Here is a 24,616-nt window from a genome sequence, read left to right on the forward strand (position 1 = left end):
CCTGATGACCATGCCAACTTCGCAATGCCCGTGGCGGATGCAGGTTCACCACATTCACCAGGAAACCCCGGACGTGTGGACCCTTTCGCTGCTGTGCCACGATTACTATCCGTATCGCGCCGGGCAGTACGCCCTGGTCAGCGTGCGTGATTCCGCGGAAACGCTGCGCGCCTACACCCTCTCCTCCACGCCAGGGGTCAGCGAGTATATTACGCTGACCGTTCGCCGCATTAACGAGGGCGCGGGTTCACAATGGTTAACCCACGAGGTCAAACGCGGCGATTATCTTTGGCTGTCCGATGCGATGGGCGAGTTTATCTGCGACGATAAAGCAGAAGATAAATTCCTGCTGCTGGCCGCCGGCTGCGGGGTGACGCCGATAATGTCGATGCGCCGCTGGCTGGCGAAGTACCGCCCGCTGGCAGACGTGCAAGTGATCTATAGCGTTCGTTCGCCGGAGGATGTGATCTTTGCCGAGGAGTGGCGCAACTATCCGGTTACCCTGGTGGCGGAGCACAACGCAACGCACGGTTTTGTCGCCGGCCGTCTGACCCCGGAGCTGCTGCAGAGTGTGCCGGATATCGCCAGCCGCACCGTGATGACCTGCGGGCCAGCGCCGTATATGGAGAAGGTTGAGCAGGACGTGGCCGCCCTGGGTGTCACCCGCTTCTTTAAGGAGAAGTTCTTCACCCCGGTGGCAGAGGCCGCCACCAGCGGGCTGAAATTCACCAAACTGCAGGCGGCGAGAGAGTTTTACGCGCCGGTGGGCACCACCCTGCTCGAGGCGCTGGAGAGCAATCAGGTGCCGGTGACCGTCGCCTGCCGCGCCGGCGTCTGCGGCTGCTGCAAAACCAGAGTCGTTTCCGGGGAGTATAGCGTCACCAGCACCATGACGCTGACCGAAGATGAAATCGCCGACGGCTATGTGCTGGCCTGCTCCTGTCACCCGCAGAGCGATCTGGTTCTCGCCTGAGGTCAAAATCCCCGGTGGCGCTACCGCTTACCGGGGCTACAGCGCTGTGCGATTTGGTAGCCCGGAGAAGGCGCAATGCGCCGCCTCCGGGAAAACCCCTGGCGACAATAAACTCTCAGGCGACATGAGATAAACGCTTTCCCGGACTGAAAAGCGGCAAACCGACAACAGTATCGACTTTACGCCCCAGGACGAATGAGGCATTTTTACCGCCAGACCGACTGACCGGCCAGCGAGTAACGCCCGGCGCCCAAAAGCGCAATCGCCAGCGCGCCAACAAAGAAATAGACCAGATTCTCGATCGCCCACGCCCCCACCGCATCAAGCGCAAATGTCTTGCCGAGACCGACCATCAGCCACGCCACCACCATGGTGAAAGCCAACACCAGCGCCGCAGGGCGCGTCAGGATGCCGACAATCAACAAACAGGGGGCGACCACTTCCCCCGCCAGCACACCGTAGGCGATAAACCCCGGCAACCCCTTCGCCACCAGCATCCCGCTAATGCCATCCACGCCATCCAGCAGCTTGTGCAAACCGTGAAACAGCATTAACCCGCCGACGGCGAGTCGTAACAAGAGTTTACCGGCGTCTTCATGCGACAGCGTTCTGTTTACTGCGTTTAACAATCCCTTAACCATTTGATGTGCTTCCTGTTTTACACCCTGTGAGATCCCAGAGTATGCCCAATGCTTCAGCAATAAAACCAGCAAAAAATTGAGGGCAATCGGCAACGTAAGCTGCAGTTTCATCTAAGCTTGAAGGCGTTATCAAAAAAAGGAGATGGAGATCATGAAACAAACCGTGGCCGCATACATTGCCAAAATGCTGGAACAGGCCGGCGTGAAACGTATCTGGGGCGTCACCGGCGATTCCCTCAATGGATTGAGCGATAGCCTGAACCGCATGGGCACCATCGACTGGATGGCCACCCGGCACGAAGAGGTTGCCGCTTTCGCCGCCGGCGCGGAGGCGCAACTGACCGGTGAACTGGCGGTCTGCGCTGGTTCCTGCGGACCGGGTAACCTGCATCTGATCAACGGTCTGTTTGACTGTCACCGCAACCATGTCCCGGTGCTGGCGATTGCCGCCCACATCCCATCCAGCGAGATTGGCAGCGGCTATTTCCAGGAGACCCATCCCCAGGAGCTGTTCCGCGAATGCAGCCACTACTGCGAGCTGGTCTCCACCCCGGAGCAGATCCCGCAGGTGCTGGCGGTGGCGATGCGCAAGGCGGTGATCAACCGCGGCGTTTCGGTGGTGGTGCTGCCCGGCGACGTGGCGCTGAAGGCGGCCCCGGAGAGCGCCAGCAGCCAGTGGTATCATGCGCCGTTGCCGACGGTCACCCCGGCGGAAGAAGAGCTGCGCAAGCTGGCCCAGCTGATCCGCTACTCCAGCAATATCGCGCTCATGTGCGGCAGCGGTTGCGCCGGCGCCCACCAGGAGCTGGTGGAGTTCGCGGCGAAAATTAAAGCTCCCATCGTCCATGCGTTGCGCGGTAAAGAGCATGTGGAGTATGACAACCCGTATGATGTGGGCATGACCGGGCTGATTGGCTTCTCTTCTGGCTTCCACACCATGATGAATGCCGACACCCTAATCCTGCTCGGCACCCAGTTCCCCTATCGCGCCTTCTATCCGACCGACGCCAAAATTATTCAGATCGACATTAACCCCGGCAGCATCGGCGCGCACAGTAAGGTCGATATGGCGCTGGTGGGCGACATTAAATCAACGCTGAAGGCGCTGCTGCCGCTGCTGGAAGAGAAAACCGATCGCCGCTTCCTCGATAAGGCGCTGGAGCACTATCGCGACGCGCGAAAAGGACTCGACGATCTGGCGAAGCCCAGCGAGAAGGCGATCCACCCGCAATATCTGGCGCAGCAGATCAGCCATTTTGCCGATGAAGACGCCATTTTCACCTGCGATGTCGGCACCCCGACCGTCTGGGCGGCACGCTATCTCAAGATGAACGGCAAACGCCGCCTGCTGGGTTCATTCAATCACGGCTCCATGGCCAACGCCATGCCGCAGGCCATTGGCGCCAAGGCCACCGCGCCGGAGCGTCAGGTGGTGGCCATGTGCGGCGACGGCGGGTTTAGCATGCTGATGGGGGATTTTCTGTCGCTGGCGCAGATGAAGCTGCCGGTGAAAATTATCATCTTTAACAACAGCGTGCTGGGTTTCGTGGCGATGGAGATGAAGGCCGGGGGCTATCTCACTGACGGCACGGAGCTACACGACACCTACTTCGCCCGCATCGCCGAAGCCTGCGGGATTAAAGGTATTCGCGTTGAGAAAGCCTCCGAGGTGGATGAAGCGCTGCAGACCGCGTTCCGCACCGACGGTCCGGTGCTGGTCGACGTCGTGGTCGCCAAAGAGGAGCTGGCGATCCCGCCGCAGATCAAGCTGGAGCAAGCTAAAGGCTTTAGCCTGTATATGCTGCGGGCGATCATCAGCGGGCGCGGCGATGAAGTCATCGAACTGGCGAAAACCAACTGGCTCAGGTAAAACAGAAGCAATACTCTGAACCAGAACAAGGAATAGCCGTGATCGATCTGCGCAGTGATACCGTTACCCGCCCCGGGCGCGCCATGCTGGAAGCCATGATGGCCGCCCCGGTCGGGGACGATGTGTATGGCGACGACCCTACCGTCAATGAACTTCAGCGCTACGCCGCCGACCTGGCCGGCAAAGAGGCGGCGCTGTTTCTGCCCACCGGCACCCAGGCCAACCTCGTCGGCCTGCTCAGCCATTGCCAGCGCGGCGAAGAGTATATCGTCGGCCAGGGGGCGCATAACTATCTGTACGAAGCCGGCGGGGCGGCGGTTCTCGGCAGTATTCAGCCGCAGCCGATTGACGCCGCGGCGGACGGTTCGCTGCCGCTGGATAAAGTCGCAGCAAAAATCAAACCTGACGATATCCATTTTGCCCCGACCCGCCTGCTGAGTCTGGAAAACACCCATAACGGTAAGGTGCTGCCTCGCGACTATCTGCAGGAAGCCTGGGCGTTTACCCGCCAGCGCAATCTGGCGCTGCACGTCGACGGCGCGCGCATCTTTAACGCCGTGGTGGCCTACGGCTGCGAGTTACGCGATATCGCCCAATACTGCGACTCCTTCACCATCTGTCTGTCAAAGGGGCTTGGCGCCCCGGTAGGCTCGCTGCTGATCGGTAGTGAGGCGTACATTCGCCGCGCCGTTCGCTGGCGGAAAATGGTCGGCGGCGGGATGCGCCAGGCGGGCATTCTGGCCGCCGCCGGACTGTACGCGCTGAAAAATAATGTCCAGCGCCTGCAGGAGGATCACGATAACGCCGCGTGGATGGCGGATCAGCTGCGCGCCATCGGCGCGGACGTTACTCGTCACGATACCAACATGCTGTTCGTTCGCGTCGGTGATGAGCAGGCCCGGGCGCTCGGCGAGTTTATGCAGGCGCGCAACGTGCTGATCAACGCTTCGCCAGTCGTCCGTCTGGTCACTCACCTGGATGTCGACCGTCAGCAGTTGAGCGAGGTGGTCGCCCACTGGCAGGCTTTTTTACAACGCTAAGGAGTCAGGCGTGTCGCAATCTGTTCTGGTGCTCGGCGCCAGCGGCTATATCGGTCAGCATTTAGTCCGCGAGTTAAGCGCGCGGGGATATCCGGTGCTGGCGGCGGCGCGCCATACCGACCGACTGCAAAAACTCGCGTTGCCCGGCGTCACCTGCCGGTCCGTCGATCTCAATCAGCCGCAGATTCTGCCTGCGCTGCTCACGGGTATCGATACGCTTTATTATCTGGTACATGGCATGGGCGAAGGCGGCGATTTTATCGTCCATGAGCGTCGGGTGGCGACGCATGTTCGCGATGCCCTGCGCCAGACGCCGGTGCGTCAGATTATCTTTCTCAGCTCGCTGCAGGCACCAGCGCAGGAGCAGTCCGACCATCTGCGCGCTCGTCAGGTCACCGGCGATCTCCTGCGCGAGTCGGGCGTGCCGGTCACCGAGCTGCGGGCCGGAATTATCGTCGGCGCCGGCTCCGCCGCCTTCGAGGTGATGCGCGACATGGTCTATAACCTGCCGGTGCTGACTCCTCCGCGCTGGGTGCGTTCGCGTACCACCCCTGTCGCGCTGGAAAACCTGCTCGTTGACCTCGTTGAGCTGCTGAATCATCCTTCCGACGCGCACCGCGTCTTCGAAGCCGCCGGTCCGGAGGTGTTAAGCTACCAGCAGCAGTTCATTCGCTTTATGGCCGTCAGCGGCAAACACCGCCCGCTTATTCCGATTCCCCTGCCGACGCGCTGGATCTCGGTGTGGTTCCTCAATGTCATCACCTCGGTGCCGCCGACCATCGCTAAAGCGCTGATTCAGGGGTTGAAGCACGATCTGATCGCCGATGACCGGACGCTGCGGGCGCTGATCCCGCAAACGCTGATCCCCTTCGATCAGGCGGTTCGCCGCACCCTGAAAGAAGAAGAGCAGCTGGTAAACTCCAGCGACTGGGGCTACGACGCCCAGGCTTTCGCCCGCTGGCGACCGGAGTACGGCTACTATCCGAAACAGGCAGGCTGCACCGTCGCCACTCCGGCGAGCCGCAAAGCCCTGTGGCAGGTTGTTAACCAAATCGGCGGTAAAGAGGGATATTTTTTCGGCAATCTGCTGTGGAAAACCCGCAGCGCGATGGATCTGCTGGTCGGCCACCGGCTGGCCAAAGGGCGACCGCAGCGCGACTATCTGCAGACCGGCGATACGGTCGACAGCTGGAAGGTGATTATTGTGGAGGAAGAAAAACAGCTCACTCTGCTGTTCGGCATGAAAGCGCCGGGGCTGGGCCGGTTAAGCTTTACCATTAACGATAAAGGCGATCGTCGTGAACTGGACGTCCGCGCCTGGTGGCACCCGCACGGTATGCCGGGCCTGGTCTACTGGCTGCTGATGATCCCGGCGCACCTGTTTATTTTCCGCGGTATGGCGCAACGCATCGCCCGGTTGGCCGAACAAATCTCAGGCAGAGTCGAAGGATAAGCATTATTCTTTCATGATTCTCATTGCATAGTCGGGAGAATCACGGAAAAATGCGCACGAAATTCTTTTCTGGGACAGTAGAGTGATATGAAGGTACTGGTTACCGGTGCGACCAGCGGATTAGGCCGCAACGCAGTGGAATATCTGCGCAACAAGGGCATCAGCGTGCGAGCGACCGGGCGCAACGAAGCGATGGGTAAGCTTCTGAGCAAAATGGGGGCGGAATTCATCCCGGCGGATTTAACCGAGCTGGTCTCTTCGCAGGCTAAAGTGATGCTCGCCGGTATCGATACCCTGTGGCACTGCTCAAGCTTTACCTCGCCCTGGGGCACGCAGCAGGCTTTCGATCTCGCTAACGTCCGCGCCACCCGCCGCCTCGGCGAATGGTCGGTAGCATGGGGCGTACGCAATTTCGTTCATATCTCTTCGCCCTCGCTCTATTTTGATTATCACCACCATCGCGATATTCAGGAAGATTTCCGCCCGCACCGCTTCGCCAACGAGTTTGCCCGCAGCAAGGCAGCCAGCGAAGAGGTGATCAACCTGCTGGCGCAGGCCAACCCGCACACCCGTTTTACCATTTTGCGCCCGCAGAGTTTGTTCGGGCCGCACGATAAAGTCTTTATTCCCCGGCTGGCGCAAATGATGCAACACTATGGCAGCGTCCTGTTGCCGCGGGGCGGCAGCGCGCTGGTCGATATGACCTATTATGAAAACGCCGTCCACGCGATGTGGCTGGCGAGCCAGCCGGCGTGCGATCATCTTCCCTCCGCCCGCGCGTGGAATATCAGCAACGGCGAACCGCGCACCCTGCGCAGTATCGTGCAGAAACTGATCGACGAGCTGAGCATCAAATGCCGGATCCGCTCAGTCCCCTACCCGATGCTGGATATTATCGCCCGCAGCATGGAGCGTTTTGGCGATAAAACGGCCAAAGAGCCGGCCTTTACCCACTACGGCGTCTCGAAACTGAATTTTGATTTTACGCTCGATATCACTCGCGCGCAGGATGAGCTGGGTTATCAGCCGGTGGTGACGCTGGACGACGGGATTGTGCGTACCGCCGCCTGGCTGCGCGACCACGGTAAACTTCACCGCTAACCCTGACCATACTTTTCTAACAGCGCCTCGGCTATCGCTTCGGTTTGCGCATCTGCTACGCCATCCCAGCGCTGGGGGCGGAAGTGCATCTGGAAGGCGGTAATCACTCGTTTTTTCTGCGCGGGAGTCATCTCCGGCGTGACCTGATAGCCGTAGCGCGCCAGCAAATCCAGTACTACCTCAGGGTCCACTGGCTCACTGGCCGGGCGCCCGTTCAGATAGAAAGCCACCCGCTGCTCGTCCGGCCAGGCGCCAATCCCCTGCTGCGCCAGCTGTTGCCAGGGGAACAACGGTCCCGGATCGTCTTTGCGCTGCGGGGCGATATCGGCATGGGCTACCACGTTCTGCGGCGCGATGTGGTAGCGGGCGATAATATCGCGCGCCAGCGGGATCAGGGCCGCGATCTGCTCCGGGTGAAAGGGGGTAAAGCTTTTACCCCCCGCAGTCTTCTGCCAGCCGCGGTTTTCCAGTTCAATACCAATGGAAGTATCGTTGATGCGCGTGCTGCCGCGCCAGTAGCTCACCCCGGCGTGCCAGGCCAGATCCTCTTCCGGCACCAGCTGCCAGATCCGCGGTTTATGATGGTGGCGCGGCGGCTGTTCAGGAATTAAATAGTGGGAGCTGACCTCTTTATCAGTCAGGGTTGCCAGGGAGACATCAAAATTATCTGCGGTATAGTGGATAACCAGCACTTTTATGCGCGGATAGGCCGCCTGCGCCGGATGGCGAGTGTCCAGCTGATATCCGTCGCGATCGATGATGCCTTTTTCCCCCGCGCAGCCGGCCAGCAGTAGCGCCAACAGGAGTACATAGGCAATCCGTTTCATCCCTTCTCCCTTGCCCGGTAGCGTCTCCGGGTTAATAAGACCATTGATTACGTCCTTTATTTTTCGCCTGGTACAGCGCACTGTCCGCCCGGGCGATCAGCGTCTCCATCGGGACCGTGCCATCGGAATCGACGATCCCGATACTGACGGTCACCACCGACGCCACCTCTGATGCCTCATGAGGAAGCGCCGCCTCGTGAATTTTCTGCTGAATGCGCTCGGCAATCGCGGTGGCATGCACCAGGGGAACCCTAGGCAACGCCACCACAAATTCCTCGCCGCCATAGCGAGCCACCAGATCATCTTCGGCCCGGACCGCCATTTTCAGCACCTGCGCGACAGAAGATAAGCACTCGTCACCAGCCTGATGACCATAGCGATCGTTATAGCGTTTAAAGTAATCGACATCGATCATCATCAGCGACAACGGCGTGTTTTGCTGCCAGATCTCCGCCAGATACGCATTCAGCGCCCGGCGGTTAGCGGTCCCGGTTAATGCATCCTGGTTGGCAATACTTTCCAGCCGCTGAATAAGCTGCATATTTTCCTGATGCGTATCCCAGGCTTCATCGTACCAGCGCTGGAGAATACGTCGTCCATACAGCAAAATCGCCGTAAAGATGGTCCACAGGATCAAAAAGCGAATTTCAGCGTGATAGTGGATCTGAATTCCCGCTAGCAAGGCCGTCCCCCATAGCGGCAGCATAAAAGCGATAATGCCCGGCCAATGGTGATACAACGCAGTGAGGCCAGTGGTCAACAATATAACCAGCAGCGGCCAGGCGAAGGGCAAAGCCCAGAAAAAGATAAAACAGTAATTACTCAGGGACCAGCACAGGCTGAGCACCAGCAGCAGCGCGGTGATGATATTCAGCGTATAACGCCCCTGCGCCAGACGCGGCGTGATGGCAATAATCACTAAAATGGCCGAAATAATAATAACCGCAATCAGCGCTATTTCGATATAAGGAATAACCGCCTGGTGAGTCAGGAGCTTCTTATCAAAATAGGTAAAAATAAAGTTGCGGGAGAAAATCATTAACGCAAACGCGATATTTACAAAAGCCAGCCAGGGCAGACTCATTGACAGCGCATGGCGCTGGACATCATCTCTGGTGGCCCACAACGCGGTTCGCTGCTGCCGGGCGCGCTCTCGCTTATTTGTTAACATCTTATCTCCCTGGTGACCTGCATGACCATAGGCGCAGCCCCTGCTTGTCTATATGATAAACTATGTTTCCGGGAATGTCTGTCCGCGCGCTGTCTCCCCTGCCCCGGCCTCTTAAGCTGATTTTCAGCTAATGTCAGTAGAAATTGGTATGCTCCGTTCACGATGTGTAAACGGCAAAAAAAAGCAAGCATTATCAATGCGAATTCTGTCATCTTTTCTTTAAAAAAGAGTTAACTAGCCGTCATAAAATTGCAGTATTTTGCTTGAAAAAAAAGCAGTGTTAGTACAATCTGAAATCGCTCATTGGTGAGTTAAAACAAGAGCATGATGATAGCAAGATAAACAATGGAGTCTAAAAATATGAAATATGCAGCTTTAGTGGCAGGTGCGGCATTGTTTTTAACGGCGAACGCCTTCTCCGCTGAGATTTTATCGAAAGAAGCTTTTGATAAGGTCCATACGCAATACACCAAGATCGGCACCATTTCTTCTACCGGCCAGACCGCACCGAGCGATGCTCGTGAAGAGCTGATTAAAAAAGCTGATGAAAAAGGCGCGGATGTTATCGTGCTCTCTTCCGGGAACACGGATAAAAAACTGCACATTTCCGCTAATATCTATAAGAAGAAATAACTAATCTTATCTCTCAAGAAACACTACCCTGTTTCCGGGGTAGTGTTTCTTGTTTATGCAAAGCCATAATTTATTTTTATCCCGCCGTGATTTTTTCTGCCTGAAAACCGCCGTCATCCCCCTGCTGATTTCCAGCCCTAAGGCTGTAGCCACATCAAGGTCTTAGCTCTTTGCGTCAAGTACAATCCGCACGCTATACGCTATGCTTTAACGGAAACTGAAAACGTAGTTCGCTTATAAGGAAATCATCATGCGCTACAAACTTCTTGCAGCACTTCTTCCTTGCGCGCTGGCGCTCAGCGCCTGTACGACCGTCACCCCGGCCTATAAAGATAATGGCACCCGCAGCGGCCCTTGTGTCGAAGGCGGCCCTGACGACGTAGCGCAAAAATTCTATGACATTCAGATCCAGAACCGTACTCAGGATCCGGCGGCGCTGCGCCCCTATCTCAGCGACGGCCTGGCGAAGTTACTCAATGACGCCCGTCAGGATCCCGCCAACAGCAAGCTGCTGCAGGCTAACCCGTTCTCCAGCAGCAGCACCCCCGCGGACAGCGCCGTCGTCGCCAGCGCCTCAACCATCCCTAATCGCGATGCGCGCAACATTCCGCTGCGCGTGGAGCTGAAACAGGGAACCCAGAACTGGAAAGACGAAGTGCTGATGATCCAGGAAGGCCAGTGCTGGGCCGTCGATGACGTTCGCTATCTCGGCAACAACAGCCACGCGCCGGCCGGAACGTTGCGACAGAGTCTGGAGAAACGCTAGTTCGGGAGTTGAAGCGACGCCGCTGAAACGATAACCCCGGTAAAATGTCGGTATTCGCCCCGAGAATGCCGACATTTACGCCCCCCTCACCCACCAGGCAATATTTTGTGCTAACTTTAAAGCTAAACGTGGTTTAGATTTAACTTTTAACGCATAAATATTGCATAACTATTCTGCCAAAGGTACTATTTGCGGCCTCAATAGCTATTCGTATCAGACTGCCCAGATGAGTATTAAACTAAACGGCATTAATTGCTTCTACGGCGCGCACCAGGCGCTGTTCGACATCACGCTGGATTGCCCGCAGGGGGAAACGCTGGTGCTGCTCGGCCCCAGCGGTGCCGGGAAGAGCTCGCTGCTGCGCGTACTCAACCTGCTGGAGATGCCGCGTTCCGGTTCGTTAACCATCGCCGGTAACCATTTCGACTTCACCAGAGCGCCGTCCGATAAAGCGATTCGCGAACTGCGGCAGAACGTCGGCATGGTTTTTCAGCAGTACAACCTGTGGCCGCACCTGACGGTACAGCAGAACCTGATCGAAGCCCCCTGTCGCGTACTGGGGTTAAGCAAGGATCAGGCGCTGGCTCGCGCCGAGAAGCTGCTGGAGCGCCTGCGTCTGAAGCCCTACAGCGATCGTTACCCGCTGCATTTATCCGGCGGCCAGCAGCAGCGTGTGGCGATCGCCCGCGCGCTCATGATGGAGCCGCAGGTTCTGCTGTTCGATGAGCCTACCGCGGCGCTCGACCCGGAAATCACCGCCCAGATCGTTAGCATCATCCGCGAGCTGGCTGAAACCGGCATCACCCAGGTTATCGTCACCCATGAAGTTGAAGTGGCGCGCAAGACGGCCAGCCGGGTGGTGTATATGGAAAATGGCCATGTCGTCGAGCAAGGGGATGCCTCCTGCTTCACGCATCCGCAAACTGACGCGTTTAAAAACTATCTTTCACATTGATGTTTTTCGGGGAAATGACGATGAAAAAAGTACTGATTGCCGCCCTGCTCGCAGGCATGAGCCTCTCCGCTTCCGCCGCGCAGACCATTCGTTTCGCCACCGAGGCCTCCTACCCTCCGTTTGAGCTGGTGGACGCCAACAACCAGATCGTCGGTTTCGATGTGGATCTGGCTAACGCGCTGTGTAAAGAGATCGATGCCACCTGTACCTTCACCAACCAGGCCTTTGACAGCCTGATCCCGGGGCTGAAATTCCGCCGTTTCGACGCGGTCATGGCCGGGATGGACATCACGCCTGAGCGTGAAAAGCAGGTACTGTTCTCCACCCCGTATTATGACAACTCGGCGCTGTTCGTCGGTCAGCAGGGCAAGTTCACCAGCATTGATCAGCTGAAGGGCAAAAAAGTGGGCGTACAGAACGGTACCACGCACCAGAAATTTATCACCGATAAACATCCGGAAATCACTACCGTCCCTTACGACAGCTACCAGAATGCGAAGCTGGATCTGCAGAACGGTCGTATTGACGCGGTCTTTGGTGATACCGCCGTGGTCACCGAATGGCTGAAGAGCAATCCGAAGCTGGCGGCCGTGGGCGATAAAGTGACCGACAAAGCCTATTTCGGCACCGGGCTGGGCATTGCCGTGCGTCAGGGCAACACCGACCTGCAGCAGAAATTTAACGCTGCGCTGGAAAAAGTGAAGAAAGACGGCACTTACCAGACCATCTATAACAAATGGTTCCAGAAGTAAGACTGAATGAACGAAATTTTTCCATTAGCAAGCGCCGCCGGGATGACCGTCGGCCTTGCCGTTTGCGCGCTCGCCATCGGCCTCGTCCTGGCGATGCTCTTCGCGGTACTGGAGTCAGTGAAATGGCGCCCGGTAGCCTGGCTTGCAACCGGCATTGTGACCATCCTGCGCGGACTACCTGAAATTCTGGTGGTGCTGTTTATCTATTTTGGCTCGTCCCAGCTGCTGCTGACGCTCTCTGACGGTTTTACCATCCCGCTCGGGTTCACCCAGATCCCGGTGCAGATGCAGATTGAGAACTTTGACGTCAGTCCGTTCCTCTGCGGGGCGATCGCCTTGTCGCTGCTGTATGCCGCCTACGCCTCGCAAACGCTGCGCGGCGCGCTGAAAGCCGTTCCGCAGGGTCAGTGGGAGTCCGGCCAGGCGCTGGGGTTGTCGAAAGCGGCCATTTTCTTCCGCCTGGTGATGCCTCAGATGTGGCGCCATGCGCTGCCCGGTCTCGGCAACCAGTGGCTGGTGCTGCTAAAGGACACCGCGCTGGTGAGCCTTATCAGCGTCAACGATCTGATGCTGCAGACTAAAAGCATCGCCACCCGCACTCAGGAGCCCTTTAACTGGTATATCATTGCCGCGGCAATCTATCTCGTCATCACCCTGTTGAGTCAATACATCCTTAAGCGGATTGACCAGCGTGCGACGCGCTTCGAACGGAGACCAGGCTGATGCTCGACTACTTACCCGAACTGCTGAAAGGACTGCATACCAGCCTGACGCTGACCGTGGCGTCGATTATCGTGGCGCTGATCTTGTCGCTGATCTTTACCATTATCCTGACGCTGAAGACACCGGGGCTGGTGTGGATAGTGCGCGGCTACATCACCCTGTTTACCGGTACGCCGCTGCTGGTGCAGATCTTCCTGATCTACTACGGCCCAGGACAGTTTCCTTCGCTACAGGAATATCCCTGGCTCTGGCACCTTATCTCCGAGCCGTGGCTGTGCGCCCTGATCGCCCTGTCGCTCAACAGCGCCGCCTATACCACCCAGCTGTTTTATGGCGCCATCCGGGCGATCCCCGACGGGCAATGGCAGTCGTGCAGCGCGCTGGGGATGAGTAAAAAGGATACCCTGGCGATCCTGCTGCCGTATGCCTTTAAGCGCGCGCTGTCGTCCTATTCCAACGAAGTGGTGCTGGTCTTTAAGAGTACCTCTCTGGCCTACACCATCACCCTGATGGAAGTGATGGGCCACGGCCAGCTGCTGTACGGACGGACCTACGACGTGATGGTGTTCGGCGCCGCCGGGATTATCTATCTCATCGTCAACGGGCTGCTGACGCTGCTGATGCGGCTGGTGGAGCGCAAAGCGCTAGCCTTCGAGCGGCGTAATTAGCGCCTGGCGTATTTTGCATAATAAGTGAACAACAAGACGGACAAGTCTAATACCTGTCCGTCTTTTTTTATATCAAATAAAATACTTAATCATTTTTATTGCATACAAATTCATTTAATGGCATTGTCACCCTATGCCGCAGACACGGCGAATAATCATAAGATTGACAGACGGGAGTTCCACGATGAAAAAGTTAGTTCTGGCTGCACTGCTCACCACGTTCACCTTCGGCGCCGCCGCCGCGGAGAAAATCAGCTTCGGCGTGTCCGCGACCTATCCGCCGTTTGAATCGATGGACGCTAATAACCAGATTGTCGGCTTTGATATCGATCTGGCCCATGCGCTGTGCAAACAAATGCAGGCAGAATGCACCTTTACCAACCACGCGTTTGACAGCCTGATCCCGGCGCTGAAGTTTAAGAAGTATGACGCGGTGATTTCCGGAATGGATATTACGCCGGAGCGCAGCAAGCAGGTCGCATTCACCGACCCGTACTACGCCAACTCCGCGCTGGTGATCGCCAAAAAAGACGCATTCCACTCGTTCGATGATTTGAAAGGCAAACGGATCGGCATGGAAAACGGCACCACCCACCAGAAATATCTGCAGGATAAACATCCTGAGGTGAAGACCGTCGCCTATGACAGCTACCAGAACGCGATTATCGATCTGAAAAATGGCCGTATCGACGGCGTGTTCGGCGACACGGCGGTGGTCAACGAGTGGCTGAAAACCAACCCGCAGCTGGGGGCAGCCACGCCGAAAGTGACCGACCCGCAATACTTCGGCACCGGCCTTGGGATTGCCGTGCGCCCGGATAACAAGGCGCTGCTGGAGAAACTGAACGCGGCGCTGAAGGCGATTAAAGCCGACGGTACCTACCAGAAAATCAGCAACCAGTGGTTCCCGGAGTAACTTTTTTGCCGGGTGGCGCTGCGCTGACCCGGCCTACACTTTCCCCGTAGCCGGGTAAGGCGTAGCCGCCACCCGGCAATTTCTCAAAGTGGCACGAAGAACCTGAACCGCGCCCCGCTTACCGACTCCACCAGCCTGATCCCGCCCCCGTGCAGCTCCAGCATTCGTTTCACAATCAGCAGCCCTAACCCGCCGCGATCCTCCCGCGACGCCTGGGCAGACAACGCCGACGGCCGCTGGAACAGATCGTCGCGCAGCGCGGCATCGACGCCCGTTCCGTTGTCAGCCACTTCGACCTGGATCTGTTGATTCTCCTGCCAGACCGCCAGACGAATCTCCCCGCCGACGGGAGTATGCCGCATGGCGTTGTCGAGCAGATTGGTCACCACCCTCTCAATCATCGACACATCGGCGTTAACCAGCGGCAGCGGCCCCGGCACATCAATTTGCAGGTTCACCTCGCGCGTGCGGGCGGTTAATTCAAACTTCTGCGCCACGTCGGAAATCAGCTCCCCCATCGCGAAACGCTCGCGCTGCGGCTTAATGCCCCCGTGCTCCAGTCGCGCCAGCTCAAACAGCTGCTGCGAAAGATGGCGCACTTTGTTGCCCTGGCGCAGGGCGATGGTGAGATACTGCCTGCGCTCCTCGGCGGTCAGCCGTTCGTCCTTCAGGGTCAGCGTTTCCAGATACCCCAGCAGCGAGGTGAGCGGCGTACGTAAATCGTGGGAAATATTGGCCACAAATTCGCGGCGCTGGCGGTCGCTGTCGGCCAGCCGATCCCACTGACCGGCTATCTGCCGGGCAAGGTCAATAAAGCGATTTTCGAGCACCGCCACCTCGTTACCGGGATGGGGCTCCGGCGTGCGGGCCGCCAGGGTTTTGATGGCGCTGATGCTGTCCCGATCGTTCGCCGCCACCTGGGCGGTGAGCTGGCGGACCGGCCGGGTCACCCAGAACCATGCCAGGCCTCCCGCCAGCAGGCCAAACAGAGTCACCAGCAGCAGGGTCCACAGAACAATGCTCCACAGCGTTTTTTGCCAGGCGTCGGCCGCCAGCTGATTAAAGGTCTCCCCCTGCAAAATGATATACAGGTAACCGCGCAGCTGGCCGTCGACGCGCAGCGGGGCGGCGCTGAAGACTTTTCGCCCGTCAAGGCTGCGGGGATCGTCGCCATACACCGGCGACGTACTGCCGGTGAGAAAAACCTGCACCGGCGCCATGTCGATCCGCTGGCGTTGGATATGTCCCGGCGGCGCCGCATCGGCCAACAGGTCGCCATCCGGCGACAGCAGATAGAGCTCCACGCTGGGATTAAAGGTCATCAGACGGTCAAACAGCGACTTCAGGGTTTGCCGGTTGACCTCGCCGTGGGCGTCCAGCAGCGGTTCGCGGGCCACAATTTGCTGAGCCAGCCCGGCGGAGAGGCGCTGCACCATGGCGTTGCCATACTGCGCGCTGCTATGTAACTGAACGACGCACACCGCCGCCGCGCACAGTATCAGCAGGGAGACCACCACCAGCGCCAGCCGCTGGCTGAGGCTCAGGCGGCGGATCACGGGGCGGCCTCTTGCGTCACCGGGGCGAACTTATAGCCTTTGCCCCAGACGGTCAGAATGATGTCCGGCTCGGCCGGGTCACGTTCAATTTTGCTGCGCAGGCGGTTGATATGGGTATTGACCGTGTGCTCATAGCCCTCGTGCTGATATCCCCAGACCTGCTCCAGCAGCGCCAGCCGCGAAAACACCTCCCCGGGATGGCGGGCAAAGTAATACAGCAGCTCGAATTCGCGCGGCGTGAGGTCCACCAACTCGCCGCGCAGCCTCACTTCGCGGGACAGCGGATCGATGCTCAGACCATGGCAGGACAGGCGCCCGGCGTCCATCAGCAGGTTCTGCCCCATCGCCTCCTGGCGACGAAACAGCGCTTTAACGCGGGCGATAAGCTCCAGCAGCGAAAAGGGTTTCGCCAGATAGTCGTCGGCGCCCATCTCCAGGCCCAGCACGCGGTGCATTTCGCTGGTGCGAGCGCTGATGATGATCACCGGCAGATAGCGGGTCATCTGGCGGATACGCCGGCAGATCTCCAGGCCATCGACGCCGGGCAGCATCAAATCGAGGATCACCGCATCCCAGACCCGCGTTTCCAGCCGGGCGAGAGCCTGGCTGCCGTCGGCCTCATGCACAATCTGATAGCCCTCATCCTGAAGATTGAGCCGCAGCAGCGTGGCAATATCCTCATCATCTTCCACCAGCAGAATGGTTTTGGCCATTAGATTCCCCCCACCAATAACAAAACATGCTGCGTCAAGCTTACCCGATTTCTGCGACGCAAAGCCTTCACATTTTGTTTAAACTTCGCGGACCAGCAGGGACAGCACTTCGTAGTGGGCGGTGTGGGGGAACATATCAAACAGCTGGACCCGCTCGACGCGATAGCCGCTAAGAAGAGCAATGTCGGTCGCCATGGTGCGGGCGTTACAGCTGGAATAGATAATATAGGGCGGCGCCATGCGGCTTAAATAGTCGCACAGTTCGGCGCCAATGCCGCGACGCGGCGGGTTGACCAGCACCAGCTGCGGGATATCCGCTTCATGCGTGGCGAACTGCGTGGAGTCCAGCGCCTGAAAATGCAGATTGCTGAGCCCCAGCTGCGCGGCAGACTGCCTGGCGCAGGCGATCGCCTCCGGGGCAATCTCTATACCGGTCAGGCGCATCGCCGGCGTCGCGCAGTGCAGGCCAAAACCCCCGACGCCGCAAAACAGATCCCACATATGCTGGACCGGCAGCGCGCGCACCCAGTCGCGGGCGGTGGCGTACAGCCGGCTGGCTACCGTCGGGTTAGTTTGAAAGAAGCTTTGCGGACGGATCCACAGCGGCACCTCATTAAAGACCTCCCCCAGCGCCTGCTGTTCAGTGAAGAAGATCTCCTGCTCGCCTTCCATAATAGCCATATGCACTGGCTGGATATTCGCCGTGATCACCTTAAGCTGCGGCAACTGTGCCTGTAACCAGGGCAGCGCGGCGCGCAGCTGGGCCAACTTGGCCTCTGAGCGCAGCACGAAGCGCAGCATCATCTCCCCTTGCTGGCTGGCGGTTAGCAGCAGATATTTCAGCTCCCCGCGCTTGCGCGCGACGTTGTAGGGGGTTAACCCGGCGCGGGCGATAAAGGGCTTCAGGACGGCAAATACCGGCGCAAACTCGGCGGGATAGAGCGGGCAGTCGGTGAGATCCACCGGGGTGCCGTCGCGGTGCAGCATCCCCAGCAGCGGACGCTCAACGCTGCCGCTGACCACCATTTTGGCCTTGTTACGGAATGCCGCCTCCGGCCCGCTGACCGGCTCGCCCCAGTCGGCGACGGGGATCGCCGCCAGCAGCGTGCGCAGGTCGGCCATTTTATCGGCGAGCTGTTGCGGAACCGACCGTTCCAGCCATTGACAGGAGCGGCAGCGGCCGGCGTCGTAGAGTGCGCAATGCATAATTGACCTTCAAAATTCCAGGGGCGGGGATTGTATCACCGTTATTGCAGGCGGAAAAACCGGCGGCAGTTCGCGGGCACAAACAGCAGCGTCAGGACCAGCAGATCCGGCAGTTTTTGCATCACCAGCGAGTGGAAGATCTCCCGTTTGGATTCGCCGGGAATGCTGAACAACTCCGGATACCCGTAACCCATCGACGCCGCCCACAGGTAGCCGGCGGCTATCATCTGCGTCAGCAGATAGACCCAGCGCGCCCAGTTGCGCCCTTTCACCAGCGAGAAGGCGCACCAGATTTCGATAAACACCAGCGCCAGGCTGCCGAGGAAGACCAGCGTCAGGTTCCAGGTCTGGACGCTACGGTGTATGAATTCGTTCAGCCCCTGCAGGCCCAACAGATTGAGGATCATCAGCAGATCCAAACCGCGAATCAAAATAATCGCAAAGGCCGCCACCTGCACCAGCGCAGGGACGTTAAGGCGGGCATGCGATGAGCGAGTTTTCGTAAACAATCCCAACGTAATGTCTTCCATGAAAACGGCGCCACAGGGTGGCGCCGACCGGAGGCTGCTGTACCGATTTTAGGTGGTTCAGCCTTGTCTTGCACGCTGGATATCGCGCACTCGCTGCTTTTCTGCGCGGGCCATCAAATACCAGGCGATAAAACCAACAATACCGACCACGCCGAGGATGAGCGTCGCCAGGGCGTTGATCTCCGGGTTGACCCCCATGCGCACGCTGGAGAAGACCAGCATCGGCAAGGTCGTGGCCCCGGGACCGGAGACAAAGCTGGCGATCACCAGGTCATCCAGCGACAGCGTGAAGGCCAGCAGCCAGCCGGAGATCACCGCCGGCATAATCATCGGCAGCGTGATGACGAAGAAGACCTTCAGCGGCGCGGCGCCCAGATCCATCGCCGCCTCTTCGATCGAGTGGTCCAGCTCGCGCAGGCGCGAGGAGATCACCACCGCCACGTAGGCGGTACAGAAGGTGACGTGCGCCAGCCAGATGGTCAACATCCCGCGATCAGACGGCCAGCCGATGGCGTGACCCAGCGCCACGAACAGCAGCAGCAGCGAGAGCCCGGTGATCACGTCCGGCATGACCAGCGGCGCGGTGATCATAAACGCGAAGCCGTTGGAGCCGCGAAAACGCCCAAAGCGCACCATCACCACCGCGGCGATGGTGCCCAGGATCGCCGCCGCCGTCGCCGCGCAGGCGGCGATAGTCAGGCTCAGCCCCACCGCGCTCATCATCGCGTCATCGTGGAACAGTTCGCTATACCAGCGCGTCGACCACCCGGCCCAGACCGTCACCAGCTTCGAGCTGTTGAACGAGTAGATCACCAGCATCAGCATCGGGGCATAAAGGAAGGTGAATCCGAGCACGAGGATCAGAATGCGCCACGGCGAGCGTACTACAGGCAAGTCGTTCATCCCTGCTCCCCCATCTGTTTTTGCTGGTGCTTGTGGAACCACATGATCGGCACAATCAGCAACAGCAGCATAACAATCGCCACCGCCGAGGCGACCGGCCAGTCGCGGTTGTTAAAGAACTCCTGCCACAGCACGCGGCCAATCATAATGCTGTCCGGCCCGCCCAGCAGCTCCGGGATCACGAACTCCCCCACCGCCGGGATAAACACCAGCATGGAGCCAGCGATAATCCCCCCTTTGGTGAGCGGAACGATCACCTGAAAGAAGGTCTTCAGGGGCCGGGCGCCGAGGTCCAGCGAGGCCTCCACCAGCGAATAGTCGATGCGGGTCAGCGCGGTATAGATAGGCAGCACCATAAACGGCAGATAGGCATAGACGATACCGATATACACCGCCAGGTTGGTGTGCAGGATCTCCAGCGGCTGATCGATAACCCCTAGCCACAGCAGGAAGTTATTCAACACCCCGTTGCTCTTCAACAGCCCCATCCAGGCATAGACGCGGATCAAAAACGACGTCCACGACGGAAGGATCACCAGCAGCAGCAGAATATTGCGCGTCGATGGCTTGCTGTGCGCCACCGCCCAGGCCAGCGGATAGCCCAGCAGCAGGCAGCAGAGCGTCGAGATGCCCGCCACCTGCAGCGACTGGAGATAAGCCTCGAAATAGAGCGGATCGTCGGTCAGCTGCAGGAAGTTGGCAAAGTTAAGCGTCAGCGTCAGCTGGCCATCCGCCCACTCCATCAGATCGGTGTAGGGAGGGATCGCCCGCGCCATCTCGGCAAGACTTATCTTGAACACGATCAGGAACGGCAGCATAAACAGCAGGATCAGCCACAGATAGGGCAGCGCGATCACCAGCTTGCGGCCATGTGCCATCTGCAGGCGCGCCGCCCACAGCGCGAAGCCGCCCGGTTTTTTCGCCCCTGACGGGGATTCAACGGTACTCATCGCCCTCTCCTTACACCGTCAGTACAACGCAGCTGTCCGCATCCCAGCATAAACGCACCTCGTCACCCCAGGTGGGCGTCCCTTTCCGATGGCGGTGCTCATTCTGCAGCTGGGCGCTGATCATCTGCCCGCTTTGCAGGCGCACATGATAGATAGAGAGATCCCCCAGATAGGCGATATGAATCACCTCGCCGACGGCAAAATTGTAGCCATCCGCCGGCGGCTCATCGCACAGCATGATCTTCTCCGGACGCAGCGCCACCCATACCGGCACGTTGTCCACCACCGAGGCGTCGGGGTCAACCTTCAGCGGATGCACCAGGCCCGGCGAGCTCAGCACCAGGCCATCTTCGAGGCGCTCTTTCACCAGTCCTTCAAAGACGTTCACCGAGCCGATGAACTCGGCGCTGTAGCGGGTGGTCGGGTGTTCGTAAATCTCTTCCGGTTCGCCAATCTGCACAAACTTGCCGCGGTTCATGATGGCGATACGGCCCGCCATGGTCATGGCCTCTTCCTGATCGTGGGTCACCATCACGCAGGTCACGCCAACGCGCTCAAGAATATCCACCACCTCCAGCTGCATGCGATCGCGCAGCTTTTTATCCAGCGCCCCCATCGGTTCGTCGAGCAGCAGCAGCTTAGGTCGTTTCGCCAGACTGCGCGCCAGCGCGACACGCTGGCGCTGGCCGCCAGAGAGCTGGTGCGGCTTACGTTTAGCGAACTCCTGCATGTGCACCAGAGCCAGCATCTCCTGCACCCGGGCGGTGATTTCCGCCTTCGGCAGACGATCCTGTTTCAGGCCGAAGGCGATATTCTGCTCAACGGTCATATGGGGAAACAGGGCGTAGGACTGGAACATCATATTGATAGGCCGCTGATAGGGCGGCACGCGCGCCAGATCCACGCCGTCGAGCATAATCTGTCCGGCGGTCGGTTGCTCAAAGCCCGCCAGCATGCGCAGCAGGGTCGATTTCCCGCAGCCTGATGCGCCCAGCAGAGCAAAAATTTCGCCTTTGTAAATAGTGAGACTGACATCGTCGACAGCATGCTGGCCGTCAAACGACTTGGTTAAGTTACGGATTTCCAGCAGCGGGGTCAGCGCTTTGGGGGCTTTCGCCTGTGGGCGGGGCGTTACGTCGTTCAATCGGGTGCTCTCCGGCAAAAAAACGATCACCATATGGTCCGGTGCCATACTTCGTGCTTAACAGTGCATGTGCACCATCCTGGTGCTTCTGCTCGCCGGGCGCGCTGCCATTTCCCGGCGAGTGCCGTTCTGATTCGGCCCGCTTACCGGGCCGTCAGAGTTTATTTACCGCTCTTCACTTTGGTCCACGCGCGGGTACGCACGCGGTCGATCTTCGGATCCTGCACCTTCAGCGTGAACAGTTTGGCGAACACATCCGCTGGCGGATAAATCGCCGGGTTGTTACGGATAGTCTCGCTGACCAGCGGCGTGGAAGCCTTGTTGCCGTTGGCGTAGAACACCTGGTCGCTGATTTTGGCGATCACATCCGGGCGCATCAGATAGTTAAGGAACTGATAGGCCTCATCTTTATTTTTGGCGTCGGCCGGCATGGCAAAGACGTCAAAGAACGCCAGCGCGCCCTCTTTCGGAATAAAGTAAGAGACGTTGACGCCGTTCTTGGCCTCTTTCGCACGGTTTGCCGCCTGCCAGACGTCCCCTGCCCAGCCGATCGCCACGCAGATGTCGCCATTGGCGAGGTCGTTAATATATTGCGAAGAGTGGAAGTAGCGGATGTTCGGCCGCAGCTTCAGCAGCAGATCGGTAGCCGGACCGGTGTAATCATTCGCTTTGCTGCTGTTCGGATCCTTGCCAAGGTAGTTCAGCACAGTGGCGAAAATCTCTTCCGGCGCGTCGAGGAAGGAGACGCCGCAGCTTTTCAGTTTTTCAAGATTCTCCGGCTTCAGCACCAGATCCCAGCTGTCCACCGGCGCATCTTTGCCGAGGACGGCTTTCACTTTATCCACGTTATAGCCAATGCCCGTCGTCGCCCACAGGTAAGGCATAGCGTATTTATTATCCGGGTCATGCTTGGCGACCAGCTTCAGCACTTCGGGATCAAGGTTCTTCCAGTTGGGCAGCTTGCTCTTATCCAGCGGCTGGAACACCCCCGCCGCCAGCTGGCGCTCAAGGAAGCTTGCAGACGGCACCACCAGATCGAAACCGGTGCTGCCGGCCATTAATTTGCCTTCCAGCACTTCATTGGAATCAAAAACGTCATACACGACTTTAATCCCGGTCTCTTTTTCGAAATTGGCCACAGTGTCCGGCGCAATATAATCAGACCAGTTATAGACATGCAGGGTTTTTTGTTCGGCGGCGAGCGAACCGGCAGAGACGGCCATCAGCGCACCCGTAACCAGACCTGTTAACCATTTTTTACCAAAGGCGGTCATATCTCTTTTCCTTCTCAACGCCCGTTAACTTACGGGCTCAAATATACGCATTTCTACGCATGCAAAAATCATGCATATTTTTTCATTGCCTGAGAAAAGGAGAGCGGATCTCTCCCGGAGTGGTTGCTCGCAACTGGAAGCATCGCCAGAATAACTGTAGCCAGAATAAGAGGCTATAGCCCAGGTAAAAAAACGCCTTTTATCAAATTTTTATGCAGTAACGGTCTACGTGATAAGCCAAAACGGCCTGAATGGCGGTGAATAATGCTTTAAAGAAAGGTTAAATACAGAATAAAAGCGGGTAATACGCAGCCGCTGCGGTAGTGGCTGCGCTAATTTTAGGCAGGTTTAGTGAAGAAAATGGTATTGCACGTTTTCCGCGGCCGGCTCTTCTTCTTCGCCTTTGTACAACAGCTGATTGGCGCCGGCTTCGAGGATCACCATCGAGATCTGCTCCTCGCTTTGGCGGAAGAACCAGGCGAACTGCTCCATGGTCACCCCAGGACCGATAGACAGCGACTGACAGACCACCAGCTTGGGCAAATTATCGTCCTGAATGTCGATAAATGCCTTCACGGTTAACGAGCTGGCGTTGATGGCCGAGAGATCCGCTGACAGCGCCAACAGAGCAGTCGGCTTCACCTCCGCCAGGGCGGAAAAGAGCACCACGTTGTCCACCAGGTCAATTTTGGCATCAAAAATACCGTCGAAATTCTGCATATGCGGCAGGTGCAATGCCTGGCAGGAATCGCACTCAAAAAAGCTGATGCCGATCTCATCCAGCCAGCGACGTAGCGTATCCAGACCCGGAACGACCAGTGAATCCATAGTGCCTGTGACCTCTTACAGTGGAAAAACGACGCCATAGCTTACGCAAAAAAAGCGCCGCATACCATGACAGTCTTGCATCCGGCGGTTAGCCGCCTATTTTCAAACAGAATTCCGGTGTCGCCTGGCGCTCGATCCAGGCGATCATCCTGCTAGCGATGTCCACACCGGAGGTGGTTTCCACCCCTTCCAGCCCGGGCGAGGCATTTACCTCCATCACCAGCGGCCCGCGGGTGGCGCGTAAAATATCGACACCGGCGACGTCCAGCCCCAGGGTTTGCGTCGCCTTGATGGCGATGGCCCGCTCCTCGTCGCTAATCTGCGCCACCGAGGCCATGCCGCCGCGGTGCAGGTTAGAGCGAAAATCGCCCTCTTTCGCCCGCCGTTCGATCGCCGCCACCACCTCATTGCCGACCACCAGGCAGCGAATATCGCAGCCTTTTGCCTCGGCAATGTACTCCTGCACCAGGATGTGGGCGTTCAGCCCGCGAAAGGCGTCTATCACGCTCTCCGCCGCCTGACGGGTCTCCGCCAGCACCACGCCGATCCCCTGGGTGCCCTCTACCAGCTTCACCACCAGCGGCGCGCCGCCGACCATGGCGATCAGATCGCTGGTGTCATCGGGGGAGTGAGCGATGCCGGTCAGCGGCAGATCGATGCCCTGGCGCGCCAGCAGCTGCAGCGAGCGAAGCTTATCGCGAGCGCGGGTAATAGCGACCGATTCGTTCAGCGGATAGCTTCCCAGGAGCTCAAACTGTCGCAGGGCCGCGGTGCCATAGTAAGTGATCGCTGAGCCAATGCGCGGGATCACCGCATCAAAGTGCGGCAGCTGGCGACCTTTGTAGTGGATCGACGAGGCCACCGGACTGACGTTCATATAACAGGAAAGCGGATCGAGGATCTCGACCTGATGCCCGCGCTGTTGCGCCGCTTCGCGCAGGCGTCGACATGAATAAAGCGTTCCATCCCGGGATAATATGGCAATTTTCATCCTGCACCTCTGCAAAAAGACCCGCTCTGGCG

General features: G+C 58.4%; 25 protein-coding genes. 12 read left to right on the forward strand and 13 right to left on the reverse strand.

The genetic code is table 11. The features are described 5' to 3' along the window. The first annotated feature begins 4 nt into the window (after positions 1–4). Positions 5–973 carry an NADH oxidoreductase gene (gene hcr / locus ABLU73_RS12435; protein ID WP_032455775.1) on the forward strand — a complete coding sequence of 323 codons (969 nt, stop codon included), beginning with the start codon at positions 5–7 and terminating at the stop codon, positions 971–973. 206 nt (positions 974–1,179) lie between these two features. On the opposite strand, the gene ABLU73_RS12440 is transcribed toward hcr, so the two are convergent. After that, the gene (locus tag ABLU73_RS12440) at positions 1,180–1,614 is read right to left on the reverse strand and encodes a DoxX family protein (protein ID WP_049092393.1); all 435 of its coding nucleotides are present in this window, start codon (positions 1,612–1,614) and stop codon (positions 1,180–1,182) included. A 151-nt stretch (positions 1,615–1,765) separates the two neighbouring features. On the opposite strand from ABLU73_RS12440, the gene poxB reads away from it, so the two are divergent. From poxB to ABLU73_RS12460, 4 genes are all read left to right on the forward strand, one after another. Beyond that, positions 1,766–3,484, forward strand: a complete 1,719-nt coding sequence (poxB, locus tag ABLU73_RS12445; protein ID WP_348850233.1) for a ubiquinone-dependent pyruvate dehydrogenase — start codon at positions 1,766–1,768, stop codon at positions 3,482–3,484. Between the two features lie 38 nt (positions 3,485–3,522). Beyond that, a complete protein-coding gene (gene ltaE / locus ABLU73_RS12450; RefSeq protein WP_064794448.1) occupies positions 3,523–4,524 on the forward strand; it encodes a low-specificity L-threonine aldolase in 1,002 nt (333 codons plus the stop codon). Positions 4,525–4,534: 10 nt separating this feature from the next. Further along, positions 4,535–5,977: an SDR family oxidoreductase gene (locus tag ABLU73_RS12455; RefSeq protein WP_053810608.1), complete on the forward strand. Its 1,443-nt coding sequence runs from the start codon at positions 4,535–4,537 to the stop codon at positions 5,975–5,977. Positions 5,978–6,064: 87 nt separating this feature from the next. Continuing rightward, on the forward strand, positions 6,065–7,078 hold the full coding sequence (locus ABLU73_RS12460) for an NAD(P)-dependent oxidoreductase (protein ID WP_032455772.1): 1,014 nt from the start codon (positions 6,065–6,067) through the stop codon (positions 7,076–7,078). Here the strand turns inward: ABLU73_RS12460 and ABLU73_RS12465 are convergent. Together ABLU73_RS12465 and ABLU73_RS12470 are read right to left on the reverse strand one after the other, a co-directional pair. After that, entirely contained in the window at positions 7,075–7,905 is an 831-nt protein-coding gene (locus tag ABLU73_RS12465; RefSeq protein WP_053810609.1) for an N-acetylmuramoyl-L-alanine amidase, read from the reverse strand. The genes ABLU73_RS12460 and ABLU73_RS12465 overlap by 4 nt on opposite strands. A gap of 31 nt (positions 7,906–7,936) precedes the next feature. Then, positions 7,937–9,076 (reverse strand): GGDEF domain-containing protein, encoded by a 1,140-nt coding sequence (locus tag ABLU73_RS12470; RefSeq protein WP_004201344.1) that lies wholly within the window; start codon positions 9,074–9,076, stop codon positions 7,937–7,939. Between the two features lie 360 nt (positions 9,077–9,436). On the opposite strand from ABLU73_RS12470, the gene yahO reads away from it, so the two are divergent. The 7 genes from yahO (at position 9,437) to artJ (ending at position 14,489) form a co-directional block, all read left to right on the forward strand. Further along, positions 9,437–9,709 (forward strand): DUF1471 family periplasmic protein YahO, encoded by a 273-nt coding sequence (gene yahO / locus ABLU73_RS12475; protein ID WP_004201342.1) that lies wholly within the window; start codon positions 9,437–9,439, stop codon positions 9,707–9,709. 250 nt (positions 9,710–9,959) lie between these two features. Continuing rightward, positions 9,960–10,475, forward strand: coding sequence for a lipoprotein (locus ABLU73_RS12480; protein ID WP_004201341.1), 516 nt, complete (start codon positions 9,960–9,962; stop codon positions 10,473–10,475). A gap of 226 nt (positions 10,476–10,701) precedes the next feature. Then, positions 10,702–11,430: an arginine ABC transporter ATP-binding protein ArtP gene (gene artP / locus ABLU73_RS12485; RefSeq protein WP_004201340.1), complete on the forward strand. Its 729-nt coding sequence runs from the start codon at positions 10,702–10,704 to the stop codon at positions 11,428–11,430. A gap of 20 nt (positions 11,431–11,450) precedes the next feature. Then, the gene (gene artI, locus ABLU73_RS12490) at positions 11,451–12,182 is read left to right on the forward strand and encodes an arginine ABC transporter substrate-binding protein ArtI (RefSeq protein ID WP_002896390.1); all 732 of its coding nucleotides are present in this window, start codon (positions 11,451–11,453) and stop codon (positions 12,180–12,182) included. A gap of 6 nt (positions 12,183–12,188) precedes the next feature. Continuing rightward, positions 12,189–12,905 (forward strand): arginine ABC transporter permease ArtQ, encoded by a 717-nt coding sequence (artQ, locus tag ABLU73_RS12495; RefSeq protein WP_023288989.1) that lies wholly within the window; start codon positions 12,189–12,191, stop codon positions 12,903–12,905. Further along, complete coding sequence (gene artM, locus ABLU73_RS12500) at positions 12,905–13,573, forward strand: arginine ABC transporter permease ArtM (RefSeq protein WP_004201338.1); 669 nt, start codon at positions 12,905–12,907, stop codon at positions 13,571–13,573. The genes artQ and artM overlap by 1 nt, the downstream gene beginning before the upstream one ends. A gap of 184 nt (positions 13,574–13,757) precedes the next feature. Next, positions 13,758–14,489, forward strand: coding sequence for an arginine ABC transporter substrate-binding protein ArtJ (gene artJ / locus ABLU73_RS12505; RefSeq protein ID WP_004201336.1), 732 nt, complete (start codon positions 13,758–13,760; stop codon positions 14,487–14,489). A gap of 83 nt (positions 14,490–14,572) precedes the next feature. Here the strand turns inward: artJ and ABLU73_RS12510 are convergent, their stop codons facing one another. From ABLU73_RS12510 to rimK, 10 genes are all read right to left on the reverse strand, one after another. Continuing rightward, positions 14,573–16,045, reverse strand: coding sequence for an ATP-binding protein (locus ABLU73_RS12510; protein ID WP_004201335.1), 1,473 nt, complete (start codon positions 16,043–16,045; stop codon positions 14,573–14,575). Continuing rightward, positions 16,042–16,758 carry a response regulator transcription factor gene (locus ABLU73_RS12515; RefSeq protein ID WP_004201334.1) on the reverse strand — a complete coding sequence of 239 codons (717 nt, stop codon included), beginning with the start codon at positions 16,756–16,758 and terminating at the stop codon, positions 16,042–16,044. The genes ABLU73_RS12510 and ABLU73_RS12515 overlap by 4 nt, the downstream gene beginning before the upstream one ends. Before the next feature lie 78 nt (positions 16,759–16,836). Beyond that, entirely contained in the window at positions 16,837–17,964 is a 1,128-nt protein-coding gene (gene rlmC / locus ABLU73_RS12520; RefSeq protein ID WP_048294434.1) for a 23S rRNA (uracil(747)-C(5))-methyltransferase RlmC, read from the reverse strand. A 41-nt stretch (positions 17,965–18,005) separates the two neighbouring features. Beyond that, positions 18,006–18,494 (reverse strand): YbjO family protein, encoded by a 489-nt coding sequence (locus ABLU73_RS12525; protein ID WP_348850234.1) that lies wholly within the window; start codon positions 18,492–18,494, stop codon positions 18,006–18,008. Between the two features lie 57 nt (positions 18,495–18,551). After that, complete coding sequence (gene potI / locus ABLU73_RS12530) at positions 18,552–19,397, reverse strand: putrescine ABC transporter permease PotI (RefSeq protein ID WP_002896372.1); 846 nt, start codon at positions 19,395–19,397, stop codon at positions 18,552–18,554. Then, positions 19,394–20,347, reverse strand: a complete 954-nt coding sequence (gene potH / locus ABLU73_RS12535; protein WP_004201331.1) for a putrescine ABC transporter permease PotH — start codon at positions 20,345–20,347, stop codon at positions 19,394–19,396. The genes potI and potH overlap by 4 nt, the downstream gene beginning before the upstream one ends. Before the next feature lie 10 nt (positions 20,348–20,357). Next, on the reverse strand, positions 20,358–21,491 hold the full coding sequence (potG, locus tag ABLU73_RS12540) for a putrescine ABC transporter ATP-binding subunit PotG (protein WP_048295777.1): 1,134 nt from the start codon (positions 21,489–21,491) through the stop codon (positions 20,358–20,360). A 161-nt stretch (positions 21,492–21,652) separates the two neighbouring features. Next, the gene (gene potF / locus ABLU73_RS12545; RefSeq protein WP_004201329.1) at positions 21,653–22,765 is read right to left on the reverse strand and encodes a spermidine/putrescine ABC transporter substrate-binding protein PotF; all 1,113 of its coding nucleotides are present in this window, start codon (positions 22,763–22,765) and stop codon (positions 21,653–21,655) included. Positions 22,766–23,113: 348 nt separating this feature from the next. Beyond that, the gene (locus tag ABLU73_RS12550; protein ID WP_017899416.1) at positions 23,114–23,593 is read right to left on the reverse strand and encodes a YbjN domain-containing protein; all 480 of its coding nucleotides are present in this window, start codon (positions 23,591–23,593) and stop codon (positions 23,114–23,116) included. An 88-nt stretch (positions 23,594–23,681) separates the two neighbouring features. After that, positions 23,682–24,584, reverse strand: coding sequence for a 30S ribosomal protein S6--L-glutamate ligase (gene rimK / locus ABLU73_RS12555; RefSeq protein ID WP_004201328.1), 903 nt, complete (start codon positions 24,582–24,584; stop codon positions 23,682–23,684). Positions 24,585–24,616: the final 32 nt, after the last annotated feature.

Origin of the sequence: Klebsiella sp. GG_Kp175 (assembly GCF_040062325.1) — a bacterium.
Lineage (GTDB): Bacteria > Pseudomonadota > Gammaproteobacteria > Enterobacterales > Enterobacteriaceae > Klebsiella > Klebsiella quasipneumoniae.